The organism is Clavibacter michiganensis subsp. insidiosus (assembly GCF_002240565.1).
Taxonomy (GTDB): domain Bacteria; phylum Actinomycetota; class Actinomycetes; order Actinomycetales; family Microbacteriaceae; genus Clavibacter; species Clavibacter insidiosus.
The window spans coordinates 2,668,652-2,688,665 of sequence record NZ_MZMO01000001.1; the positions used below are offsets into that span (position 1 = coordinate 2,668,652).

At 73.5% G+C, this 20,014-nt stretch carries 18 protein-coding genes; 2 read left to right on the plus strand and 16 right to left on the minus strand.

Translation table 11 applies throughout. From position 1 onward, the window contains the following. Positions 1-15: 15 nt before the first annotated feature. On the minus strand, positions 16-831 hold the full coding sequence (locus tag B5P21_RS12895; RefSeq protein WP_246865291.1) for an LLM class flavin-dependent oxidoreductase: 816 nt from the start codon (positions 829-831) through the stop codon (positions 16-18). Between the two features lie 68 nt (positions 832-899). Between B5P21_RS12895 and B5P21_RS12900 the strand changes: the two genes are divergently transcribed. After that, positions 900-1,427, plus strand: coding sequence for a VanZ family protein (locus B5P21_RS12900; RefSeq protein WP_045529161.1), 528 nt, complete (start codon positions 900-902; stop codon positions 1,425-1,427). A 39-nt stretch (positions 1,428-1,466) separates the two neighbouring features. On the opposite strand, the gene B5P21_RS12905 is transcribed toward B5P21_RS12900, so the two are convergent. The 5 genes from B5P21_RS12905 to B5P21_RS12925 all read right to left on the minus strand — a co-directional run bounded on the left by B5P21_RS12905 (position 1,467) and on the right by B5P21_RS12925 (position 7,508). Next, positions 1,467-2,009 (minus strand): sortase, encoded by a 543-nt coding sequence (locus B5P21_RS12905; RefSeq protein WP_236688695.1) that lies wholly within the window; start codon positions 2,007-2,009, stop codon positions 1,467-1,469. A 318-nt stretch (positions 2,010-2,327) separates the two neighbouring features. Next, a complete protein-coding gene (locus B5P21_RS12910; protein ID WP_045529165.1) occupies positions 2,328-2,912 on the minus strand; it encodes a hypothetical protein in 585 nt (194 codons plus the stop codon). A gap of 87 nt (positions 2,913-2,999) precedes the next feature. Next, positions 3,000-4,745, minus strand: coding sequence for a DUF4012 domain-containing protein (locus B5P21_RS12915; RefSeq protein WP_236688696.1), 1,746 nt, complete (start codon positions 4,743-4,745; stop codon positions 3,000-3,002). A 71-nt stretch (positions 4,746-4,816) separates the two neighbouring features. Continuing rightward, a complete protein-coding gene (locus tag B5P21_RS12920) occupies positions 4,817-5,800 on the minus strand; it encodes a hypothetical protein (protein ID WP_236688698.1) in 984 nt (327 codons plus the stop codon). Positions 5,801-6,113: 313 nt separating this feature from the next. Then, positions 6,114-7,508: a tyrosine-protein kinase domain-containing protein gene (locus tag B5P21_RS12925; protein WP_094171236.1), complete on the minus strand. Its 1,395-nt coding sequence runs from the start codon at positions 7,506-7,508 to the stop codon at positions 6,114-6,116. Between the two features lie 200 nt (positions 7,509-7,708). Between B5P21_RS12925 and B5P21_RS17575 the strand changes: the two genes are divergently transcribed. Continuing rightward, positions 7,709-7,834: a hypothetical protein gene (locus tag B5P21_RS17575; RefSeq protein ID WP_258232018.1), complete on the plus strand. Its 126-nt coding sequence runs from the start codon at positions 7,709-7,711 to the stop codon at positions 7,832-7,834. 31 nt (positions 7,835-7,865) lie between these two features. On the opposite strand, the gene B5P21_RS12930 is transcribed toward B5P21_RS17575, so the two are convergent. The 10 genes from B5P21_RS12930 to B5P21_RS12975 form a co-directional block, all read right to left on the minus strand. Beyond that, complete coding sequence (locus tag B5P21_RS12930; RefSeq protein ID WP_045529178.1) at positions 7,866-8,540, minus strand: thymidine kinase; 675 nt, start codon at positions 8,538-8,540, stop codon at positions 7,866-7,868. Beyond that, positions 8,541-9,251: a response regulator transcription factor gene (locus tag B5P21_RS12935; protein ID WP_052663228.1), complete on the minus strand. Its 711-nt coding sequence runs from the start codon at positions 9,249-9,251 to the stop codon at positions 8,541-8,543. Positions 9,252-9,331: 80 nt separating this feature from the next. Then, positions 9,332-10,516 carry an Rv2578c family radical SAM protein gene (locus tag B5P21_RS12940; RefSeq protein ID WP_045529180.1) on the minus strand — a complete coding sequence of 395 codons (1,185 nt, stop codon included), beginning with the start codon at positions 10,514-10,516 and terminating at the stop codon, positions 9,332-9,334. Positions 10,517-10,596: 80 nt separating this feature from the next. Then, positions 10,597-12,075 carry a malate:quinone oxidoreductase gene (locus B5P21_RS12945; RefSeq protein WP_080939330.1) on the minus strand — a complete coding sequence of 493 codons (1,479 nt, stop codon included), beginning with the start codon at positions 12,073-12,075 and terminating at the stop codon, positions 10,597-10,599. An 86-nt stretch (positions 12,076-12,161) separates the two neighbouring features. Further along, positions 12,162-13,256: an aspartate-semialdehyde dehydrogenase gene (locus tag B5P21_RS12950; protein WP_094171237.1), complete on the minus strand. Its 1,095-nt coding sequence runs from the start codon at positions 13,254-13,256 to the stop codon at positions 12,162-12,164. A gap of 49 nt (positions 13,257-13,305) precedes the next feature. After that, on the minus strand, positions 13,306-14,571 hold the full coding sequence (locus B5P21_RS12955) for an aspartate kinase (protein WP_045529186.1): 1,266 nt from the start codon (positions 14,569-14,571) through the stop codon (positions 13,306-13,308). Between the two features lie 97 nt (positions 14,572-14,668). Continuing rightward, the gene (gene recR / locus B5P21_RS12960; RefSeq protein WP_045529188.1) at positions 14,669-15,268 is read right to left on the minus strand and encodes a recombination mediator RecR; all 600 of its coding nucleotides are present in this window, start codon (positions 15,266-15,268) and stop codon (positions 14,669-14,671) included. Positions 15,269-15,274: 6 nt separating this feature from the next. Beyond that, the gene (locus B5P21_RS12965; protein ID WP_094171238.1) at positions 15,275-17,800 is read right to left on the minus strand and encodes a DNA polymerase III subunit gamma and tau; all 2,526 of its coding nucleotides are present in this window, start codon (positions 17,798-17,800) and stop codon (positions 15,275-15,277) included. A 45-nt stretch (positions 17,801-17,845) separates the two neighbouring features. Continuing rightward, positions 17,846-19,054 (minus strand): HTTM domain-containing protein, encoded by a 1,209-nt coding sequence (locus B5P21_RS12970; RefSeq protein ID WP_094171239.1) that lies wholly within the window; start codon positions 19,052-19,054, stop codon positions 17,846-17,848. Next, the gene (locus B5P21_RS12975) at positions 19,051-19,911 is read right to left on the minus strand and encodes a DUF5819 family protein (protein ID WP_094171240.1); all 861 of its coding nucleotides are present in this window, start codon (positions 19,909-19,911) and stop codon (positions 19,051-19,053) included. Before B5P21_RS12975 ends, B5P21_RS12970 begins: the two co-directional genes overlap by 4 nt. Between the last annotated feature and the right edge of the window lie 103 nt (positions 19,912-20,014).

Below are 20,014 nucleotides of genomic sequence, written 5' to 3' on the forward strand. Positions count from 1 at the left end.
GAGGTCGCTGAACTCCTAGGCGGCGGCCTCGGCCGGATCCACGGGCTGGGTCTTGCCGCCCTGGCGCATGCGGAGCCACGTGATGCGGCCGGCGCGCGCCTCGCGCTCGACGACGTCCGGGTCCTCGTCGGCGATGACGCTCACCGCGATGGCGCTGTGGGGCGCCGCGAGGTCGTCGCTCGGCTGGAAGCGCTCGCGGTACAGCGCGAGCGCCTGCTCGGTGCGGTCGCCGGCGAAGTGGTGCGCGAAGGCGAAGCGGATCCCAAGGGCCGCGGCGACCTGCGCGGAGTAGCCGCTGGATCCGAGGAGCCACATCTGCGGGACGTCGCCGAGCCCCGGGACGGCCGTGATCCCGCGCAGCGGGTTGTCGTCCGCCATGCCGCCGGTGAAGAAGCCGACCAGGTCGACGAGCTGATGCGGGAAGTCGTCGACGCCGAGGCCCGCCTCGCTGCGCCGCAGCGCCATCGCGGTCGCGCCGTCCGTGCCGGGGGCCCGGCCGATGCCGAGGTCGATGCGGTCGCCGTAGAGCGCCCGGAGGGTGCCGAACTGCTCGGCCACGACGAGAGGCGTGTGGTTCGGCAGCATGACGCCGCCGCTGCCGACGCGGATGGTGGACGTGCGCGCGGCGATGCCCGCGAGGAGCACGGCCGGAGCGGAGCTCGCGATGCCGGGCATCCCGTGGTGCTCGGCGACCCAGAACCTCGAGTAGCCCGCGGCCTCGGCGGCCTGGGCGAGCTGGATGCTGCCGGCGACGGCGTCGGCGTTCGTGCCGCCAAAGGGGCGCGGGGCGAGGTCGAGGACGTTCAGCGGGACGCGTTCGAGGTGGGTCACCCCGGGGAGAACGGGCGGGATCGGCGGCGCATTCCCCGCACGGGCCGCGTTGCTACGCTGCAGCCGTCATGGATCCCGCCGCCTCCGCTCCCCCGCCGGGCGCGACGGCGGAGGGCACCGGGCCCGCGCAGTCGCCGTGGGGCGCGCAGCGGGACCGCGAGCGTCGACGCGTCCGCCGACGGCAGGCCGCCGTGCTCCTCGTGGCGTACGTCGCCCTGGTCGGGCTGATCACGCTCACCCCCGACAGCGTCGACCGCGGCGTGTACCCGTACCTGATGCGGGGCGTGCTGTTCGTGCAGCACCACGGCATCCCCGGGTTCCGCTACTCGATGATCGAGGAGGTCGCCAACGTCGCCCTGTTCGCGCCGCTGGGCATGCTCGGCGTGCTGGCCCTTGGGGCTCCGCGCTGGTGGCTCGTCGTGCTCGCCGGGACCGCCATGTCGGCATCGGTCGAGCTCGCGCAGGGGGCGTTCCTGCCGGCGCGCGTGGCATCCGTCACCGACGTGGCGGCCAACGGCGCCGGCGCCCTCCTCGGCGCGACGACCGCGGGGATCGTCGCGGCCCGGACGCGACGACGCGGGCGGATCCGGTCGTGATCGGATCCGTCCGCGTCGGGTCGTCGACGGCGTCGGGCGTCAGGACGCGCGGCGCCGGCGGGCCGCCGCGATGCCCGCGGCCGCGGCACCGGCAAGGAGCAGCCCTCCGCCGGTGATCGCGAGGCCGGTGGGCAGCGTGCCGCCGGTGACGGGGAGCGAGCCGCCGTCCGCCGCCGGGCGCGCGCTCGCCGGGACGACGGACACGATGCCGCACCAGTGGTCGCCCGACGCGGCGGTCTGGTTGGCACGCCAGGTGCCGGAGGCCGTCGCGGGGACGACGAGCGAGCCGGAGACGGAGCCGTCGGCCGCCGCGGTGACGGATGCTGCGGGGTCGCCGGCGGCGGCGGGCGCGCCGACCGTCGCGGAGAGGCGCACCGCGACGGTCTCGCCCGCGGTGAAGGACCCGGCGACGCCGGAGATCCGGACGGACTCGCCGGGCGCGACGGCGGCCGGGGTGACGGACATGCCGCTGCAGGCGACGGTGGAGTCCTTGGGGACGTAGTTCTCCGCCTGGGCGGCCAGGGGAGCGGAAACGGTGATCGCGAGCGCGACGAACGCGCCCGCCAGGGTCTTGGCCAGCATCTCGGGTGTGCCTTCTGTGATGCACCCGGGACGGACGTGCGGGGGCACGACGGGTATCGCCTCGGAGCGGTGGTGTCCGCGGCGCGCGATTTCGGGTCGACGCCTTCAGGCAGACAGCGGGTCGGGTAAACCCACGTTCGAGATGCTATCCGCGTCGGCGGTCCGCGCGGAGGGGAATGGGCGCGATCGGCCCCGGACTGGGGTCAACCGGTGCTCGCACGGGTCCCGGAGACGGCGGAAGGCCCCGAGGCGGATGCCTCGGGGCCTTCCGTCGCCGGGCTCCGGTGGGGAGTCAGGCGACGCTGTGCGGGATGCGGATCAGGCCGCGGCGCGCTGGCGACGGACCGTGGCGAGCACGACGACGAGAGCGGCACCGAGCAGCAGCAGGCCGCCGCCGGTCCAGATGAGGACGACGGGCAGCTGGCCGCCGGTCACGGGCAGGCCCGCGGCGTTGTCGGAGCTGGAGCCGCCGGTCGCGGTGCCGTTGCCGGCGGCCGCGACGACCGAGACGGTCGTGGAGACGGTGTTGCCCTGGGCGTCGGTGCCGGTGAGGGCGTAGGAGCCCGACGCGGATCCGGCGGGCAGCGTGACGGTGACGCGGAGGCCGCCGGCGTTGGTCGCGTTCTTGGTGATGGAGTTGCTGCTGACGGCCATGGGGGCCGTGCGGAAGGAGGCGAGCGTGGCGTTCGCCGCGTCCTCGCCCGTGATGGTGATGGTGACCGGGCTGTTCGACGCGAACGAGCCGTCCGCGAAGGTCAGGACGGTGCTCTGGCCGGGCGCGACGGTCGGGTCGCTGACGGTGACGCCGCCCTCGGGCGTGTACGGGTCCGCGTTGGCGGCGGTGGCGACGGTGAACGTCGCGGCGAGGGCGATGGCCGCCCCGGCGAGGATCTTCTTGAACATGTGGTTCCCCCAGTGTGAGCTTCTCGTGGTGCGCAGGGGCCACTAGCGGACTCAGGTCCGCCGTCGATCATTCCCCCACTGAGGAGACTACTGGGAAGCGTCGCAGGACAGGGAACGGAATTCTGTCGCGATCGTGTCAATTACCGGGGTGGTCACGATCGAGAGCGGCGTGTCGGTCTTTTTGTCCCCCAGCGTGTCCACGGATATGCGGACCTCCTGGCCGGGCGTCAGCGTCACCTCGACCTGGGCGACGGCCCGCCCGCCCACGACCTCGGGCTGGAACGCCGCCTCCTCGCCGTCGATGTGCACGCGCAGCGGCACCGTGCCGGGTGGTCCGTAGACCGCGACGCGTGTCTTGATGTCGCCGGGGGCCACGCCGTAGACGCCGCCGCCCGTGACCACGAAGGGCAGGGAGGCCGCGTCGGCCGGGGCCGTGGATCCGAGGATCACCTCGGTGCGGTAGTCCGGCCTGCCGTCGTCCCGGCACATGGCCATCGCGAGCGTGGTCCGCAGCGAGAGGAAGTAGTCCATCTTCGCGCCGGTCGAGTCGTTGAGGAACACGCCGAAGACCGTGGACTCGTCGTTGGTGGTGGGGAGCGACCCCTGGAACGTGGTGCCCGCGAGGGTCGCCTGCTCGTCGGCGCGCGAGTTCCAGATCAGGATGCGGCGCTCCTCGGCCGCGTGCCCGAGCGCCTTCACCAGCGCGGCCGGGTCCACGTCGCCCGAGGAGACCTTCGCGAACACCGAGTCGGCGACGCTCGCGAAGACCGCGTCCTGGACGTCCGGGTTCGGGTACCGGAGGTACACGTCGTGCAGGAGCAGGTCGACGGCGTCGTCGGAGCGGAGCACGTCGCCGGTCGCGAGCGTGATGGGGCCGGTGGCCTCGAGCAGGTAGGAGAGGGCGACCGGGTCGATGCTGATCGCGCCGTCGACCGCGTCGCCGTGCTTGAGCCGCCACATCTCGGCGGCGAGCGGAGCGGCTTGGGGGAACTCGGGCGTCAGCGTCACGTCCTGCATGTATCGGCCGGTGATGGTGCCGTAGAGGCCCGCGGTCTGGGGATCCAGGGGCAGGGCCGGCTCCGTGAGCCGCGGGAAGGCGCGCGCCGAGTCCTGGCCGGCGAGCGAGAACGCGCCGCCTCCCGTGCGGACGAGCGCGAGCGCGCCGGGGATGCCGCCCGTGGAGCGCACCTCGGCGTTGTTCTGGAACATGAGCAGGTAGCTCCGGTCGCCGTCGGCGCCGAGCATGGCGGGCGCGAGGTCGGTGACGTGGCGCACGACGGCCAGCGTCTCGGCGGCCTTCCCGACCGTGTCCTCCAGGCGCGCGACCGCGTCGGCGACGGGCCGGATGGTGCTGCCGGTGTCGATGGCCGTCACGTCGGTCAGCGCCGCGTCGAGCGCGTCGTCCGCCTGGCGGACGGGCTCCTGCGCGGCCACGATCGGGTCGAGGTCGAGCTTCCCGTCCTTCGGCGTGAGGCTCGCGATGTCGAGCGTGCCGGCGATGCCGACCACGGGCTGCAGCGCGTCCTCGCCGATGCGGTCGACGACGCCGGAGATCTCGCGGAAGGCCCGGAGGTTCGGGCCCACGAAGGGCACGTGCTCGGTGACGGCCCACACGGGATCGCCCGTGAGCGACACCGCGCGCGCGGAGTGGTCGCGCAGCTGCGCGACGTTCGCGGAGGCCCCGGCGGAGTCGCCCGCGAGGAGGTCGCGCTGCACGGAGGACGCGAGCGGCACCGCCTGCTCGAGCTCGCCGCGGGCGAGGAGGGCGCGGGCGGCGACCCACACGATCCAGAGCACGAGGATGCTGGCGATCGCGGCGACGGCGACCGTCACGACGCGTCGACGCGTCCAGGGGCGTCGGGACCGGCGGGGTCGCCGTGACGGCGCGACGGCGTCCGCAGAGGTCACCAGGTGGTCCCGCCGTCGGCGGAGATGCTGACGGAGTCTCCGGTGAGCAGCCAGACGTCGCGACCCGCCGCGGACAGGGCCACGGATCCGCTGGTGGGGACGGCCGCCGCGCAGCCGAGCACGCTCACGGCACCCGAGGCCGGGATGATGCGACCGACGCTCGTGCCCGCGCAGGATCCGGCGGTGCCGGCGGTGAGGATGCCGTCCGTGCCGAGCGCGAGCGCGAGGACGCCCGGGGCGTCGACCGGCCGGAAGTCACCGCTGCCCGAGCGGACGTGCAGCGCGCCGGAGCCGCAGAGCACCGCGGCGGCCTGGCCGCTGTCGACGACCTGGACGGCGTCGTCGCACGGAGCGTCCCGGGGACCCTGGACGAGCTGCACCGTGCCAGGCTGCGCCGGGTCGACGTACGCCGTCGTCGCCGTGAGCGCGGGCGCGTCGCGCCAGAACTCGCCGCCCGTGAAGCTCTGCAGCGTGGTGCGGGTGCATGCCGCCGTGACGTCCGCGACGACGCTGCCGACGTCCGGGCTCTCCACCTGCAGCGCGAGGATCCGGCGCGCGTCGAATGCGCCCGTCGAACGGGTGTCCCAGGTGCGGCCCTCGTCGATGGTGGTCTGGATGCGGGCGGGCTCGCCCGTGCAGGAGCCGCCCGTGGTGCGCCACGCGACCTCGGCGTTCCCCGCGGCGAGGAAGACCGTCGGGGCCGCCACCGTCGTGGTCGGTGCGGCGCTCGGCGCGGGCGTCGGGGTCGCGGCGGCGTCGGTGCTCGCGGCGGAGGGCGCGGGGGCGGCCGTTCCCCCGTCGGTCGGCCCGCCGCCCGTACGGGTCACCGCGGCCGAGACGAGGATCAGGTCGATGGCGAGGAAGGCGACCACGGCGGTGACGCCCACGCCGGGGATGATGCGGCCGAGCGTCGGACGGCGGCGCCGGGCGCGCCCCGTGACGGCCATCGGCTTCCGCCCATCGGGCGCGGACCTAGCCACGAGCCGCTCCCGCGGGTCGGGGGGCGCGGTGGTCGGACGTGCGTCCTGGCAGGCGGCGCGGCGGCGCCTCGGCGTGAGCCGACATGGTGTCTCCCGGTGTGGCGGGCATCGTGCGGCGCGCGGATCGCCCACCCTCTCGGGCGGCCGGATCCGGTCCGCGCCCCGACGACGAGCCGGGACGCGCTCCTCCGGTGGAGCAGGGCCCGGTCGGCGCATCGGGAGATGCGGGTCGAGCGGTGGTGTCACCCGGATCGTACAGGCCCCCGCGGGGCCCGCCGGGACGACACGGGTCGGCGGCGGGTCAGGCAGTCGGTCAGGGAGAGGCGGGGCTCGTGTTCTCGGAGCTCTCGGGACGCACGTAGGAGTAGCAGTACTGGCCGTAGCCGTACGCATCCGGGCCCTTGGTGGGGAGCATCGTCAGCACCACGCCCAGGACCTCGGCGCCGACGCTGTTCAGCGACTCGATGGCCGCGTGGACCTGGCCACGGTGCGCGCGACCGGACGACACCACGAGGATCGCCCCGCCCGCGCTCTTGGACAGGACGGCGCTGTCGGTGACGGGCAGCAGCGGCGGCGCGTCGATGAGCACGGTGTCGAACTCGGCCTCGAGCTCCTTGAGGAGCGTGACCATGGTGCGCGAGCCGAGCAGCTCGCTCGGGTTCGGCGGGATCTGGCCCGCCGGCAGCACGAACATGTTGCGGTTGCCCCACGGCTGCAGGACGTCCTTGAGCTCGGCGCGGCCGATGAGCACGTCGGTGAGGCCCACCGCGCCCTCGAGCCCGAGGTACGACGCGAGCTTGGGACGGCGCAGGTCGGCGTCGACGACGGCGACCCGCGCACCCGCGTCGCTCAGGGCGATGGCGAGGTTGGCGCTCGTCGTGGACTTGCCCTCCGACTCGACCGCGCTCGTGATGACGAAGCTGCGCGCGCGGCCGCCGAAGTCGAGGAACTGCAGGTTGGTGCGCAGGCTGCGGAAGGACTCGGCGCGCGGGCTGCGCGGATCCGACTGCACGATGAGCGGGCGCTCCTTGGCCTTCGGGTCGAAGGCGATGCCGCCGAGGATGGGCGCGTGCGTGACGAGGCGCAGGTCGTGCTCCCCGCGGATCCGGGTGTCGAGGGTGGCGCGCAGCACGGCCGCGGCCACGCCGAGCGCGAGCCCGATGAGCCCGCCCAGCGCGAGGTTCAGCGGGACCTGCGGCGAGACGGGCGATGCCGGGATCCGCGCCTCCTGCAGGGTCGTGATCTTCACCTGCGGCTGCCCGTTGGCGTCGAGCGGCGTGAGCTCGGCGACGACGTCGGTGAAGCTCCGGGCCACCGCGTTGGCGATGGTGGCGGCCTCCTCGGCCTGCTCGTCCTCGACGGAGATCTGGATGATGACGGTGTCGGCCGCCGCGGTGGCGGTGATCTTCGGCGCGAGCGACTCCGCCGTCGCGTCGAGGCCCAGCTGGGCGATGACCGGCTCGAGCACGACGGGCGTCGCCACCACGTCGGCGTAGCTCTTGACCGCCTGCTGCGTGAACGTGCTGCCCTGGCTCAGGTCCTGCACGGTGCCGGCCGACTGCGTCGAGACGAACACCTTGGACGACGCCCGGTACTCGGGCGTCTGCACGAGCGAGTAGCCGGCGGCGGCCCCCACTCCGAGCAGCAGGACCAACAGGATCAGGATCCATGACCGTCGCAGGATCCGGATGTACTCACGCAGTTCCACAGGCGATCCCCCTCGTCGATGGAGCGCCCCCCAGCGGCGCCCGAGCCCCATGCTCCCACAGCCGAGGACCAGCACTGGTTCCCCGGGGCGGGGAATGACGTCACGTGGATGACGCCCCAGCTTCTGGGGCGGTCTCCCGGCGGGACGAGCGGGATAGCGTGGATTGGGGATCAGGCCACCCACCTCCCCGGACTCCCGCGGTGGGCCCGCCCACCGAGGAGGAGGCCCGCCCCGTGCTCGACGACCGCGTCGCCCTCGTGCCGCTCGCCACCCTCGTGCTCACGGGCGCCCTCACCGCGTGTCGCCTCCGCTGCCTGCGCGACTGACGCGCGTCGCGGCCCGTCCCCCGCGGCCGGATCAGGCGAAGTCGGCGTCGGGGCCGGCGGGGTACCCGAACGTCGACGCGCCCACCTCGACGGGGCGGCCGCTCGTGAGCACTCCCCCGCTCTCCGCGAGGTAGCAGGCGCCGCAGAGCGACATGTACGTGACGTCCTCGCCGTCGATCGCGACCTGGTCGCCGGCGAAGATGAACCGCTCGCCGACCTGGCGCGCGTTGAAGACGGCCTTGCGCCCGCAGCGGCAGATGGTCTTCATCTCCTCCAGGCTGTGCGCGATCTCCAGCAGCCGCCGGCTGCCGGGGAACGCCACCGTCTGGAAGTCGGTGCGGATCCCGTAGGCGATGACCGGGACGTCCTGCAGGATCGCGATCCGCAGCAGGTCGTCCACCTGCGACTCGCGCAGGAACTGCGCCTCGTCCACGAGGAGGCACGCCGTCGGGCCGCCCTTCTCCTGCAGCACGCGCTCGCGGTGGATCCCGAACTCCTGCCAGACGTCCGCGTCCGGCTCGAGCAGGAAGTCCACCGGGCGACGGACGCCGAGGCGCGACACGATGTCGCGGTCGCCCTTGGTGTCGATCACGGGCTTCGTGAGCAGCACGTGCTGCCCGCGCTCCTCGTAGTTGTAGGCAGCCTGGAGCATCGAGGTGCTCTTGCCGCTGTTCATCGCGCCGAAACGGAAGTAGAGCTTGGCCATCTACCGAAGGTAGCCGTCCTCGGTGGCGCGATCGATCAGGTCGGACCGACGACCCGCGACCCTCCCGACGAGGCGGTACTTCGCGCGGACGCGACGGAGGTAGGTCTTCGCGGTCTCGTACTGCACGTTCATGGCCGCGGCGACGGCCTGCGTCGAGCGGCCGGTCACGTAGAGGCGGAGGGCCTGCTCCTCGCCCTGGCTGAGGCGGGGGCTCGCGAAGGCGCGCGCCGCGTGCCCCTCGTCCTGGCGCGTCGTGTCGTCCCGTCGCTGCGCGGATCGCGCCCCGGCGCCGGCCGCGACGGCCCGCACCGCGGCCACGATGTCCGCGGCGGGCACGGGCCCCGTCAACAGCGCCGCCGCCCCCGCGTCGACCACGCGGCGACGGACCTCCTCGGCGCCCGACCGCGACAGCACCACGACGGCGGCACCCGCCGCGCGGCAGGAGCGGATGCGGCCCTCGAGGCTGACGGCGTCGGCGAGGTCGTAGTCGACGACCACGACGTCCGTCGGGAAGCGGGGTGAGCGCACCAGCTGGAGCCAGCCCGTCGTGCTCACCACGACGTCGATCTCGGGAGCCCGGCGGCGGAGGATCGCGCAGACCTCGTCCAGCGCGGACTCGTGTCCCATGAGCACGCCGACGCGCACGGGCTGCGGCGACGACCGCGGGGAGGCGTCGCGCGTGCCCGCCCCGGGCTCGCGCAGGGTGGTCATGCCAGAACCTTAGCCAGGGGGCGCGTCGGGACGGGACGCGGGGGCGTGAATGGACACCTCGGCGCCCCGCTCCTCCGTCGTCAGAACAGCGTGGCCTGCGTCGCGGATGCGGCCGGGAGCGCCGCGGCGACGAGCGGGCCCGGGGCGGGCGCCTGGGTCCAGCTGCCGCGACCGCGTGCCGTCGTGGCGCGGCTGTCCGCGCCCTCCTGGCTCCAGCCGGGACGCGGCCGGCCGCCCATCGGCGCGCGGGCCGCCTCGACGCCGGGCAGGTCGGCACGGGACAGGACGCCGCCGGTGCGCGGATCCACCCGCCCGCCGCCGAGCCCGTGGCGCCGGACCAGCGGATCCATGCGCGCCTTCAGCCACGACCGGTACGCCTGCGGGGCGTACGCACCGCGCGCGTAGAGGTCGAGGTAGCGGCCCACGAGATCCGGGCGCTCGCGCTCGAGCCACTGGAGGTACCACTCCTTCACGCCGGGCTTGAGGTAGAGCGCGGAGTAGAGGACGCGCGTGCCGCCGGCCTCGCGGATGCGCGTGAGCGCGTGCTCGAGGTGCTCGACGGAATCCGTGAGCATGGGGAGGATCGGCATCATGAAGACGGTGCAGTCGAGGCCCGCCTCGCGGATCGCCGTGACCGTCGCGAGGCGCGCCGCGGTCGTGGGCGTGCCCGGCTCCACCGACTGCTGCAGGTCGTCGTCGAGCACGGCGATGCTCATCGCGAGGTCCACCGGCACCGACGCCGACGCCTCCCGCAGCAGCGGGATGTCGCGGCGGAGGAGCGTGCCCTTCGTGAGGATGGACAGCGGCGTGCCCGACGACGCGAGCGCCGCGATGATGCCGGGCATGAGCGCGTAGCGGCCCTCGGCCCGCTGGTACGGATCCGTGTTGGTGCCCAGCGCGACCGCGTCGTGGGTCCACGTGGGCTTCGCGAGCTCCCGGGCCAGCACCTCGGCGACGTTGACCTTGACGACGATCTGGTCGTCGAAGTCGCGGCCCCCGTCGAGGTCGAGGTACTCGTGCGTCGGGCGCGCGAAGCAGTAGACGCACGCGTGCGTGCAGCCGCGGTACGGGTTGATGGTCCAGCCGTACGGCATCGCCTTCGACTCCCCCGGCACGCGGTTGAGCGCCGACTTGGCGAGGACCTCGTGGAAGGTGACGCCCTGGAAGTCGGGCGTGCGCACGCTCTGCACCAGGTTGCTCAGGCGGGCCAGCCCGGGCAGCGCATCCGCGCTCGCGTCGGCCAGCCTCTGCGCGCTCCATCTCATGCGCTCATTCGAACACACATTCGAACGGGATGCGAGCGGGATGCGGTCGGGCGGCCGTGCGCGCACGGCCGCCCGACCGGTCAGAGCTGGAGCTCGAGGACCTCGGCGGTCTCCTGGATGATCTTCGGCGTCTTCTTCGGGTCCGACGCGACGAGCGTGCCGTAGTTGGGGATCATGCGCGTCAGCGGCTTCTTCCACCCGGCGATGCGGTCGGGGAAGCAGCGCTCGAGGACGTCGAGCATGATCGGGACCGCCGTGGATGCCCCCGGCGACGCGCCGAGGAGGCCCGCGATGCTGCCGTCGGCCGCCGCGACGACCTCGGTGCCGAACTGCAGCACGCCGCCCTTCTCCGCGTCCTTCTTCATGACCTGCACGCGCTGGCCGGCGGTGACCTGGTACCAGTCCTTCGGGTCGGCCGTGGGCATGAACTCGCGGAGCGCGTCGAACTTCGTCTCCTTGGAGGCGATGAGCTGGCTGACGAGGTACTTGATGAGGCTCAGGTTGTCCTTGGCGACGGCGAGCATCGGGATGATGTTGTGCGGCCGGATCGACGTGAACAGGTCGAGCAGCGAGCCCTTCTTGAGGAAGCGCGGGCTGAAGCCGGCGTAGGGGCCGAAGAGGAGCGAGGTCTCGCCCCCCACCACGCGCGTGTCGAGGTGCGGCACGGACATGGGCGGGGATCCGATGGCGGCCTTGCCGTAGACCTTCGCCCGGTGCTTGGCGACGATCTCGGGGTCGTCCGTGCGGAACCACTCGCCGCTGATGGGGAACCCGCCGAAGCCCTTGATCTCAGGGATGCCCGACTTCTGCAGCAGGTGCAGCGCGCCGCCGCCCGCGCCGATGAAGACGAACCTCGCGTCCACCTCCACGGTGGAGCGGCCGACGTCGTTGCGGACGCGGAGATGCCAGCTGCCGTCAGGGTTCTTCGACAGGCTGCGGACCTCGTGGTTGAGGTGCAGGGCCGCGCCGTGCTCCGTGAGGTAGTCGATGAGCTTGTTCGTGAGCGCGCCGAAGTCGACGTCGGTGCCGCCCTCGAAGCGCGTGGCCGCGATGACCTCGTCCTTCTCGCGCTGGAGCACGAGGAGCGGTGCCCAGGAGTGGATGACCGCGGGGTCCTCCGTGTACTCCATCGCCTCGAAGAGGGGGTGGGCGCGCATCGCGTCGAAGCGGCGGCGGAGGTACTCGGCGTTCTCCTGGCCGCGCACGAAGGTCATGTGCGGGGTGGGGTTGATGAACTCCTTGGGCTCCGGCACGGCACCCGCCGTGACGAGGTGCGCCCAGAACTGGCGGGAGAGCTGGAACTGCTCGTTGATGCGGGTCGCGGACCCGATCTCGATCTTCCCGTCCTTCTCCGGCGTGTAGTTCAGCTCGCAGAGGGCGGCGTGGCCCGTGCCCGCGTTGTTCCACGGGTTGCTCGACTCCATGGCCACCTCGCCGAGGCGCTCGAATATCTGGATGGTCCAGTCGGGTTCGAGCTGCTTGATGAGGGTGCCGAGCGTCGCGCTCATGATGCCCCCGCCGACGAGGACGACGTCTACCGGTTCCGCTGTATCACTCACCGGATCAGTGTACGCCCGCCCTCCCGCGCCCTCTCGGGGCCGCCGGCGGTGGTACGGCGACCCTCACGAGCGCTGACGGGGAGGGGTCAGCGGCGGGCCGCGACGACCTCGGCGATCTGCACGGCGTTGAGCGCGGCGCCCTTGCGGAGGTTGTCGTTGCTGATGAAGAGGGCGAGGCCGCGGCCCTCGGGTGCGCCCTCGTCGGCGCGGATGCGGCCGACGTAGCTGGGGTCGGTGCCGGCGGCCTGGAGCGGGGTGGGGATGTCGGACAGCTCGACGCCGGGCGCCGTGGCGAGGAGCTCGATCGCGCGGGCGACGCTCAGCGGCGACGCGAACTCGGCGTTGACGGAGAGCGAGTGGCCGGTGAAGACGGGGACGCGCACGCACGTGCCGCTGACGAGGAGGTCGGGGAGCCCCAGGATCTTGCGGCTCTCGTTGCGGAGCTTCTTCTCCTCGTCGGTCTCGAAGAGGCCGTCGTCGACGATGCTGCCGGCGAGCGGGATCACGTCGAAGGCGATGGGGCGCTGGTACACGGCGGGCGCGGGGAGCTCGACTGCGCGGCCGTCGTGGACGAGGCGGCGCAGGGCTTCCGGGCCCGCGGCGACGGCGGCCTCGGCCTGGCCCGCGAGCTCCTCGGCGCCGACGAGGCCGGATCCGGAGACGGCCTGGTACGTGCTCACGACGAGGCGGGTGAGACCGGCCTCCTCGTGCAGCACCTTGAGGACGGGCATCGCGGCCATGGTGGTGCAGTTCGGGTTCGCGATGATGCCGCGACGGGCGTCGTCGATGGCCTCCGGGTTGACCTCGGAGACGACGAGCGGCACCTCGGGGTCCATGCGCCAGGCGCTGGAGTTGTCGATGACGAGCACGCCCGCCTCGGCGAAGCGCGGTGCCTGCGCGCGCGAGGTGGTGGCGCCCGCGGAGAAGAGCGCGATGTCGAGGCCCGTGGGATCGGCCGTCGCCGCGTCCTCCACGGTGATGTCGCGGTCGGCGAACGGCAGCGTCGTGCCGGCGGAGCGGGCCGAGGCGAAGAAGCGGATCTCGGCGACGGGGAACGCGCGCTCCTCGAGGAGGCGGCGCATGACGGCGCCGACCTGTCCGGTGGCGCCGACGACGCCGACGCGGAGGCCGGGGGTCTGTGAGGCGGGGGCGGCGGATCCGGCGGGTGCGGTGTCGGTCACGGGTGTCTCCTCCTGCGGTGCGCGGGCGTGCGGGTCGGGCGGGTGCGGGTCAGCGGCCGGTGCCGGCGTGGACGACGGCGACGTCGTCCGCGTCGAGCCCGAACGCGTGGTGGACGACGCGCACGGCCTCGTCGAGGGTGTCGGCGCGCGTGACGACCGAGATGCGGATCTCGCTGGTGGAGATCATCTCGATGTTGATGCCGGCCTCCGACAGCGCGGTGAACAGCTGCGCCGAGACGCCCGCGTTGGTGCGCATGCCGGCGCCGACGAGCGCGAGCTTGCCGATCTGGTCGTCGTGCTGGAGGCCGGTGAACCCGACCTCGTCCTTCTCGGCGGCGAGCACCGTGAGGACGCGCTGCGCGTCCGACTTCGGGAGCGTGAACGAGATGTCGGTGAGGCTCGTGGCGGCGGCCGACACGTTCTGCACGATCATGTCGATGTTGGCGCCGGTCTTGGCGACGATGGTGAAGATCTGCGCGGCCTTGCCCGGCACGTCGGGGACGCCGACCACCGTGACCTTGGCCTCGCTGAGGTCGGCGGCGACGCCGACGATGACGGGCTCTTCCACATTCTCTCCATCCGTGGGGTTGTAGACGATGGTGCCCTCGTTGTGCGTGAACGAGGAACGGACGTGCAGCAGGACGCCGTGCCGGCGGGCGTACTCGACGGCGCGGATGTAGAGGACCTTCGCGCCGGACGCCGCGAGCTCGAGCATCTCCTCGCTCGTGATCCGGTCGATCTTGCGGGCGAGCGGCACGACGCGCGGGTCGGCCGTGAAGATGCCGTCGACGTCGGTGTAGATCTCGCAGACGTCGGCGCCGAGGGCTGCGGCGAGCGCGACGGCCGTGGTGTCGGATCCGCCGCGGCCGAGCGTGGTGATGTCGCCCGTGCCGCGGTTGAAGCCCTGGAACCCGGCGACGATGGCGATGGCGCCCTCGCCGAGCGCGTCGCGGACGCGGCCGGGCGTGACGTCGACGATGCGGGCGGCGCCGTGCTGGGCGTCGGTGATCATGCCGGCCTGGCTGCCCGTGAAGGAGCGCGCGTCATAGCCCATGCTCTTGATGGCCATCGCGAGCAGCGCCATCGAGATGCGCTCGCCCGCGGTGAGGAGCATGTCGAGCTCGCGCGGCGCGGGGATGGGGGTGACCTCGTGGGCCAGGTCGAGCAGCTCGTCCGTCGAGTCGCCCATGGCGGAGACGGCGACGACCACGTCGTTGCCGGCCTTGCGGGTGGCGACGATGCGCTTCGCGACGCGCTTGATGCTCTCGGCATCGGCCACCGACGATCCGCCGAACTTCTGCACGATGAGGCTCACGGGCGACTCCTGGGGTTCGGGTGGGCGCGGGCGGCCCGGTTCACGATCATATGGGCGCGGCATCGGAGGATCCGCCGCGTGACGCGGTGCGCTCCGGTCACTCCCCCACGAGGCGCCGGCCCTCGAAGGCGCGGCCGAGGGTGACCTCGTCGGCGTACTCGAGGTCGCCGCCGACGGGGAGGCCGGAGGCGAGACGCGTGACGCGGATGTCGAAGGTGGCGAGCAGCCGCGAGAGGTAGGTGGCGGTCGCCTCGCCCTCCAGGTTCGGGTCCGTGGCGATGATGACCTCGGTGACCGTCGCGTCGGCGAGGCGCTGCATGAGCTGGCGGATGCGGAGGTCGTCCGGTCCGATGCCGTCGATGGGGCTGATGGCCCCGCCGAGGACATGGTAGAGGCCGCGGAACTCGCGCGTGCGCTCGATGGCGACGACGTCCTTGGCCTCCTCGACCACGCAGATGGTGGCGGGGCTGCGACGGGGATCCCGGCAGATGCCGCAGGTCTCCTCCTCGCTGACGTTGCCGCAGATGGCGCAGAAGCGCACCTTGTCGCGGACCACCGTGAGCACCTCGGCCAGGCGCGACACGTCGAACGTCTCGGTCTGGAGGATGTGGAACGCGATGCGCTGGGCGGACTTCGGGCCGATGCCCGGCAGGCGGCCGAGCTCGTCGATCAGCTCCTGGACGATTCCCTCGTACATGCGGCGCTAGTCCTGACCTGTGGGGCGGATGGTGGGGCGGGCCTTCCGCTCGACGGGCTTCTCCTCGATGAAGCTCGCCTGCAGGATCTCGCGGACGACGGACTCGCCGTAGCGCTGGGGCGCCGCGGATGCCGCGGCGGCGGGCGGCGCGGACCTCGCGGCGGCGGGCGCCGTGTCCGGCCGAGGAGCGGATCCGGGGGCGGCAGCCGGCGGCTGCTGCACGGAAACGGATCGGGCGACGGGCGGTGCCGAGTCGGGCGACGCGCCACCGGTGGCCCAGCCGGGCTCGGCGGGGCCGAACTCGTCGGGCTCGGGCTCCTCGAAGTCGGGCACGTGGGCGTCGGGCACGATCGACGATCCGCGCGCGGGCGAGCTCGGGGCGGCGGTGCGCGGGGCGGCGGCCGGTGCCGTCGGCGGGACCGCCGGGGCCGCGGGCGTGGAGCGTTCGGGACGGGAGGCGGGGGCCTCGGACGCGCCGGGGTCGGACGTGGGGATGGCCACGGTGGCCCACCCGCCGCCGACCGGGGCCGTCTTCGCGGGCGGGGTGGTCTTCGCGGGCCTCGCCGGGCTCGCAGGCGGGCCCGCCTTCGCGGACGGGGCCGCCGACGCCGACGCCGACGGAACCGCCGACGCCGACGGAGCGGCGGGGACGGACGACGCGGTGGGGCCCCCGGCCTCCGGGCGCGGGCCGGCCGTCGTCGCGCGGGTCGTCGTCGGGCCGGAGGCGTCGGGAGCGGGCGACCCGGATCCGCCGCCGCTCGGGGCCGCGGTGCCCGTGGGAGCGGAAGTGCCCCCGTGCGGCTCGACGCGCGCGATGAACTTCACGCGGACGCCGAGCACGTCGAGGATGGCGGTGCGCAGGATGTCGCTGACGCCCTGGCCCGGGGCGCCGCGCTCCTTGAACCTCTCCGCGTCGTTCGCGCTGATGAAGGACAGGGTGAGCACGTCGTCGGCGAGGGCGCGTGGCGTGGCTGTGACGGCGACGAGCCAGGCGCTGCGCTTGGCCTTCTCGACGGCCTCGACGACCGACGGCCAGGAGTCGCGGAGCTGCTCGAACGTGACCGGCCCGACGGGCGCGGCCGGCACGGGTGCCGACGGCGCCCCCGCGGAGGGAGCGCTCGGCCCCGACGACGACGCGGCCGGGGACGGCTCGACGGGAGCGGACGCCGGCGGTGCCGCAGGCGACGCGGCGGAGCCGGTCTCCGTCGGCGTCGCGACGCGGGCCGGATCGGGAGCCGCGGCTGGCACGGGCGCGGCCAGGGGGGCCGGCGGCGCGACCGGAGCGGGAGCCGCCGCGGGCGCGGGTGTCGGAGCCGCCGCGGGAGCCGTGGCGGCCGCGGCGGGCGCCGGATCCGCCGCCGCATCGGCGACGCCGACCCGGCGCTCGAGGCGCTCGACCCGGGCGAGGGCGCCGCGGTGCGTGTCGTCGCTGGCGGGCACCAGCACGCGCGCGACCAGCAGCTCGAGGTGGAGGCGCGGCGAGGTGGCGCCGGTCATCTCGGTGAGGGCGGCGTTGACCACGTCGGCGGCGCGGGACAGCTCGACGGCGCCGAAGGCCACGGCCTGCGCGCGCATGCGCTCGAGCTCGTCCTCCGGTGTGCCGCGCAGCACGGCCGCGGCGCCCTCGGCGGAGGTGGCGCCGACGATGATGAGGTTGCGCAGGCGCTCGAGGAGGTCCTCCACGAAGCGGCGCGGATCCTGGCCGGTCTGGATGACCCGGTCGACCCCCGCGAACGCGGCGGCCGCGTCGTGCCCAGCGACCGCGTCGATGACCTCGTCGAGCAGCGCCGCGTGCGTGTAGCCGAGCAGGGCGACCGCGCGCTCGTACTCCACGCTCTCGTCCTCCGAGCCCGCGATGAGCTGGTCGAGCAGGGACAGGGTGTCGCGCACCGATCCCCCGCCGGCGCGGACCACGAGCGGCAGGACGCCGGGCGCCACCTGGACGCTCTCCTCCCGCGCGAGGTGCTCCACGTAGTCGAGCATCTGCGCGGGCGGCACGAGGCGGAAGGGGTAGTGGTGCGTGCGGGAGCGGATGGTGCCGATGACCTTGTCGGGCTCCGTCGTGGCGAAGATGAACTTCACGTGCTCCGGCGGCTCCTCCACGATCTTCAGCAGCGCGTTGAAGCCCTGCGGCGTGACCATGTGCGCCTCGTCGAGGATGAAGATCTTGTAGCGGTCGCGCGCCGGCGCGAAGACCGCGCGCTCGCGGATGTCGCGCGCGTCGTCGACGCCGTTGTGGCTCGCGGCGTCGATCTCGACCACGTCGAGGGATCCGCTGCCGTCGCGGCTGAGCTCGACGCAGCTGGGGCAGACGCCGCACGGGGTGTCGGTGGGGCCTTCGGCGCAGTTGAGGCAGCGCGCGAGGATGCGGGCCGATGTGGTCTTGCCGCAGCCGCGCGGGCCGCTGAACAGGTACGCGTGGTTGACGCGGTTGGTGCGGAGCGCGGTGCGCAGCGGATCCGTTACCTGCGTCTGGCCGATGAGCTCGGCGAAGTTCTCTGGCCGATAACGGCGATACAGGGCGGTGACCACGAGCCTCAGGATACCGGGCACCCCCGACCGCCCGGCCGCCCGGCGTCAGGTCTCGGCCGGGACCTCGGCGGGCGCGGCTGGGGAGGAGCGGCGCGCGCGCAGCTCGCGGATCCGGCTGGGCGCCTCCGCGCGGACGCGGCGGGCGAGCGCGAGCCCCTCGCGCCACGTCGCGTCCCGGATGAAGAGGAAGTCGAGCGCGATCATCGCGAGGGAGAAAGGCCAGAGGCCGAGCAGGATCCCGATCATGACGTGCATTCCCGTGATGACCACGAGCGCGACGACGCGCGTCGGCCGCCACAGGATGAGCAGCGGGAACAGGCCCTGGAAGGCGACCGCGACGAAGCTCGCCAGCACCACGCCGACGCTCGCCTGCGCCACCAGGTCGCTCAGCCACGGCCACGGCCGGTAGCCCTCGATGAGCAGCGAGTAGTAGGTGGCGGATCCGTCGCGCCACTCCGGCCCCTGCAGCTTGAGGATCGCGGAGTTCACGTACACGAGCATGATCTGGTACGCGCAGAGCACCAGCGCGGTGTTGTGCAGGAGCACGCGCACGAGCCGCGGGATCCGGTCGACGAGCGACCGCACCGCCTCGACGTGGCGACCCGGTGAGCGGCGGGGCGCGCCCGCCTCGCGCTCGCGGCGCCGCCGGACCGCGTCCAGCGACAGGTGCCGCGACAGGTCGGCGAAGAGGACGAAGAAGAGGGTGATGCGCAGGACCGTGTCGCCGCCGTTGGTGAGCAGCGTGCTGTTGGTGGACAGGCCGATCCAGAAGAGGAGGAACGGGGTCACGATGCGCGTGCGCCAGCCGAGCGTGAAGAGCGCGGCGAGCACCACGAGCACGAGGTACGCGAGGTCGAAGAGCGTGGCGTCGGTCTTCGAGAAGAGGCCGGTGAAGACGGGAAGCCAGCCGCGGCGGGACGCCTCGGGGTCGATGAACCGGGATCCGACGCCCCACAGGTAGTGGCGGTCGGCGAAGCACGTGACGAGCACCATCAGGATCACGGCGCCGAGCGTGATGCGGAGCGCGGCGAAGCTGAAGGTGGCGTGCTCGCGCTCGGTCGTCCAGGTGGCGACGCCGCGGGGCCAGCCGCGCGGGTCCCGGAGCGCCGTGAGCAGCTCGCGGTCCTGCAGCAGTCGGCGCACGCGGGCGGCGCGCGCGGAGGGGGCGGGGCGGACGGTCCGGGTGCGGCCCGCCCAGGATCCCGTGGGCGCGGCCTTCGGCGTCGACGTGGGCTCGTGCGTCCTCGCGCTCATCGTGCGTACCTCTCCACGATCCCCTGGTAGACGCTGAGCGCCTGGGGGTCGATCACGTCGTCGGCCTCGCGCCACCCGAAGGTGCGCGTCGAGGGGGCGAACTGCTGCTGGTCGTCGGACCGGTGGGCGAAGTCGTTGGGACGCTCGGTCGCCACGCGCCAGCGCACGCGCTCGATGTCGCGACCGAACCAGGCCGTCGACCAGTAGGTCGTGAACTCCTTGAGCACGTAGTCGGCGCGGAGCATCGTGATCACGCGACCGCGGCTCCCCTCGTCGAGCGCGGAGAGCTGGTCGATCAGGGAGACGGCCGTCTTGGCCGCGAACCCGGAGTCGGTGTCGGCGCGGCGGATGAAGGTGTCCTGCACGATCACCTGCTGCTCGGGCGTGAGCCCCCGGAAGCGCTCCGTGTAGATCTTGAGCAGGTTCGCGCTCTGCTTCACGGTCCGCGAGGACTGGATCCGCCCCTCCCCCGCCGCGTACTCGGCGCGCGTGATGTCCACCCACTCGCTCTTCACGAGGGCGCCCGAGTCGTCGCGCCACTGGGCCTGCATCTCGAGGTAGCGGTTCGTCTTCTGGATCGAGGGGGCGAACACGTTCCACTGCTGGCTGAAGTAGGGGCGCGCCGCGGCGGTGAGCGCGCGGGTGGCGTCGCTCTGCGGGACGACCATGAGGATCGAGGTCGCCACGTAGATCGCGACGACGACGGCCGCGATGGCGGTGCCGATGCGGGCGCCGCGCGTGAGGCCGGGAGTGGTGGGGTCCGCGGGCGGGGCGGGATCGGCGGGTGGCGGGGCCGACGACGGGGAGTCGTCGTCGACCTCGTGGGCGACGTCGTGGTCGTGGGTCGTGTCGGTCATCGTGCGCCGTCCCCCTCGTGCGTCCGGTGGGTCTTCGTCGTGCGGGTCGAGCGGGTCGAGCGGGTCGTGCCCGTGGAGCGGATCCGGCGGGCGGCCCGGCTCT

Bases quoted from the DNA above. Each gene is read 5' to 3' on its own strand.
- B5P21_RS12900 (WP_045529161.1), top strand. From the start codon at position 900: ATGGATCCCGCCGCCTCCGCTCCCCCGCCGGGCGCGACGGCGGAGGGC.
- B5P21_RS12930 (WP_045529178.1), bottom strand. From the start codon at position 8,540: ATGGCCAAGCTCTACTTCCGTTTCGGCGCGATGAACAGCGGCAAGAGC.
- B5P21_RS12935 (WP_052663228.1), bottom strand. From the start codon at position 9,251: ATGACCACCCTGCGCGAGCCCGGGGCGGGCACGCGCGACGCCTCCCCG.
- B5P21_RS12910 (WP_045529165.1), bottom strand. From the start codon at position 2,912: ATGTTCAAGAAGATCCTCGCCGGGGCGGCCATCGCCCTCGCCGCGACG.
- B5P21_RS12905 (WP_236688695.1), bottom strand. From the start codon at position 2,009: ATGCTGGCCAAGACCCTGGCGGGCGCGTTCGTCGCGCTCGCGATCACC.
- recR (WP_045529188.1), bottom strand. From the start codon at position 15,268: ATGTACGAGGGAATCGTCCAGGAGCTGATCGACGAGCTCGGCCGCCTG.
- B5P21_RS12975 (WP_094171240.1), bottom strand. From the start codon at position 19,911: ATGACCGACACGACCCACGACCACGACGTCGCCCACGAGGTCGACGAC.
- B5P21_RS12940 (WP_045529180.1), bottom strand. From the start codon at position 10,516: ATGAGATGGAGCGCGCAGAGGCTGGCCGACGCGAGCGCGGATGCGCTG.
- B5P21_RS12970 (WP_094171239.1), bottom strand. From the start codon at position 19,054: ATGAGCGCGAGGACGCACGAGCCCACGTCGACGCCGAAGGCCGCGCCC.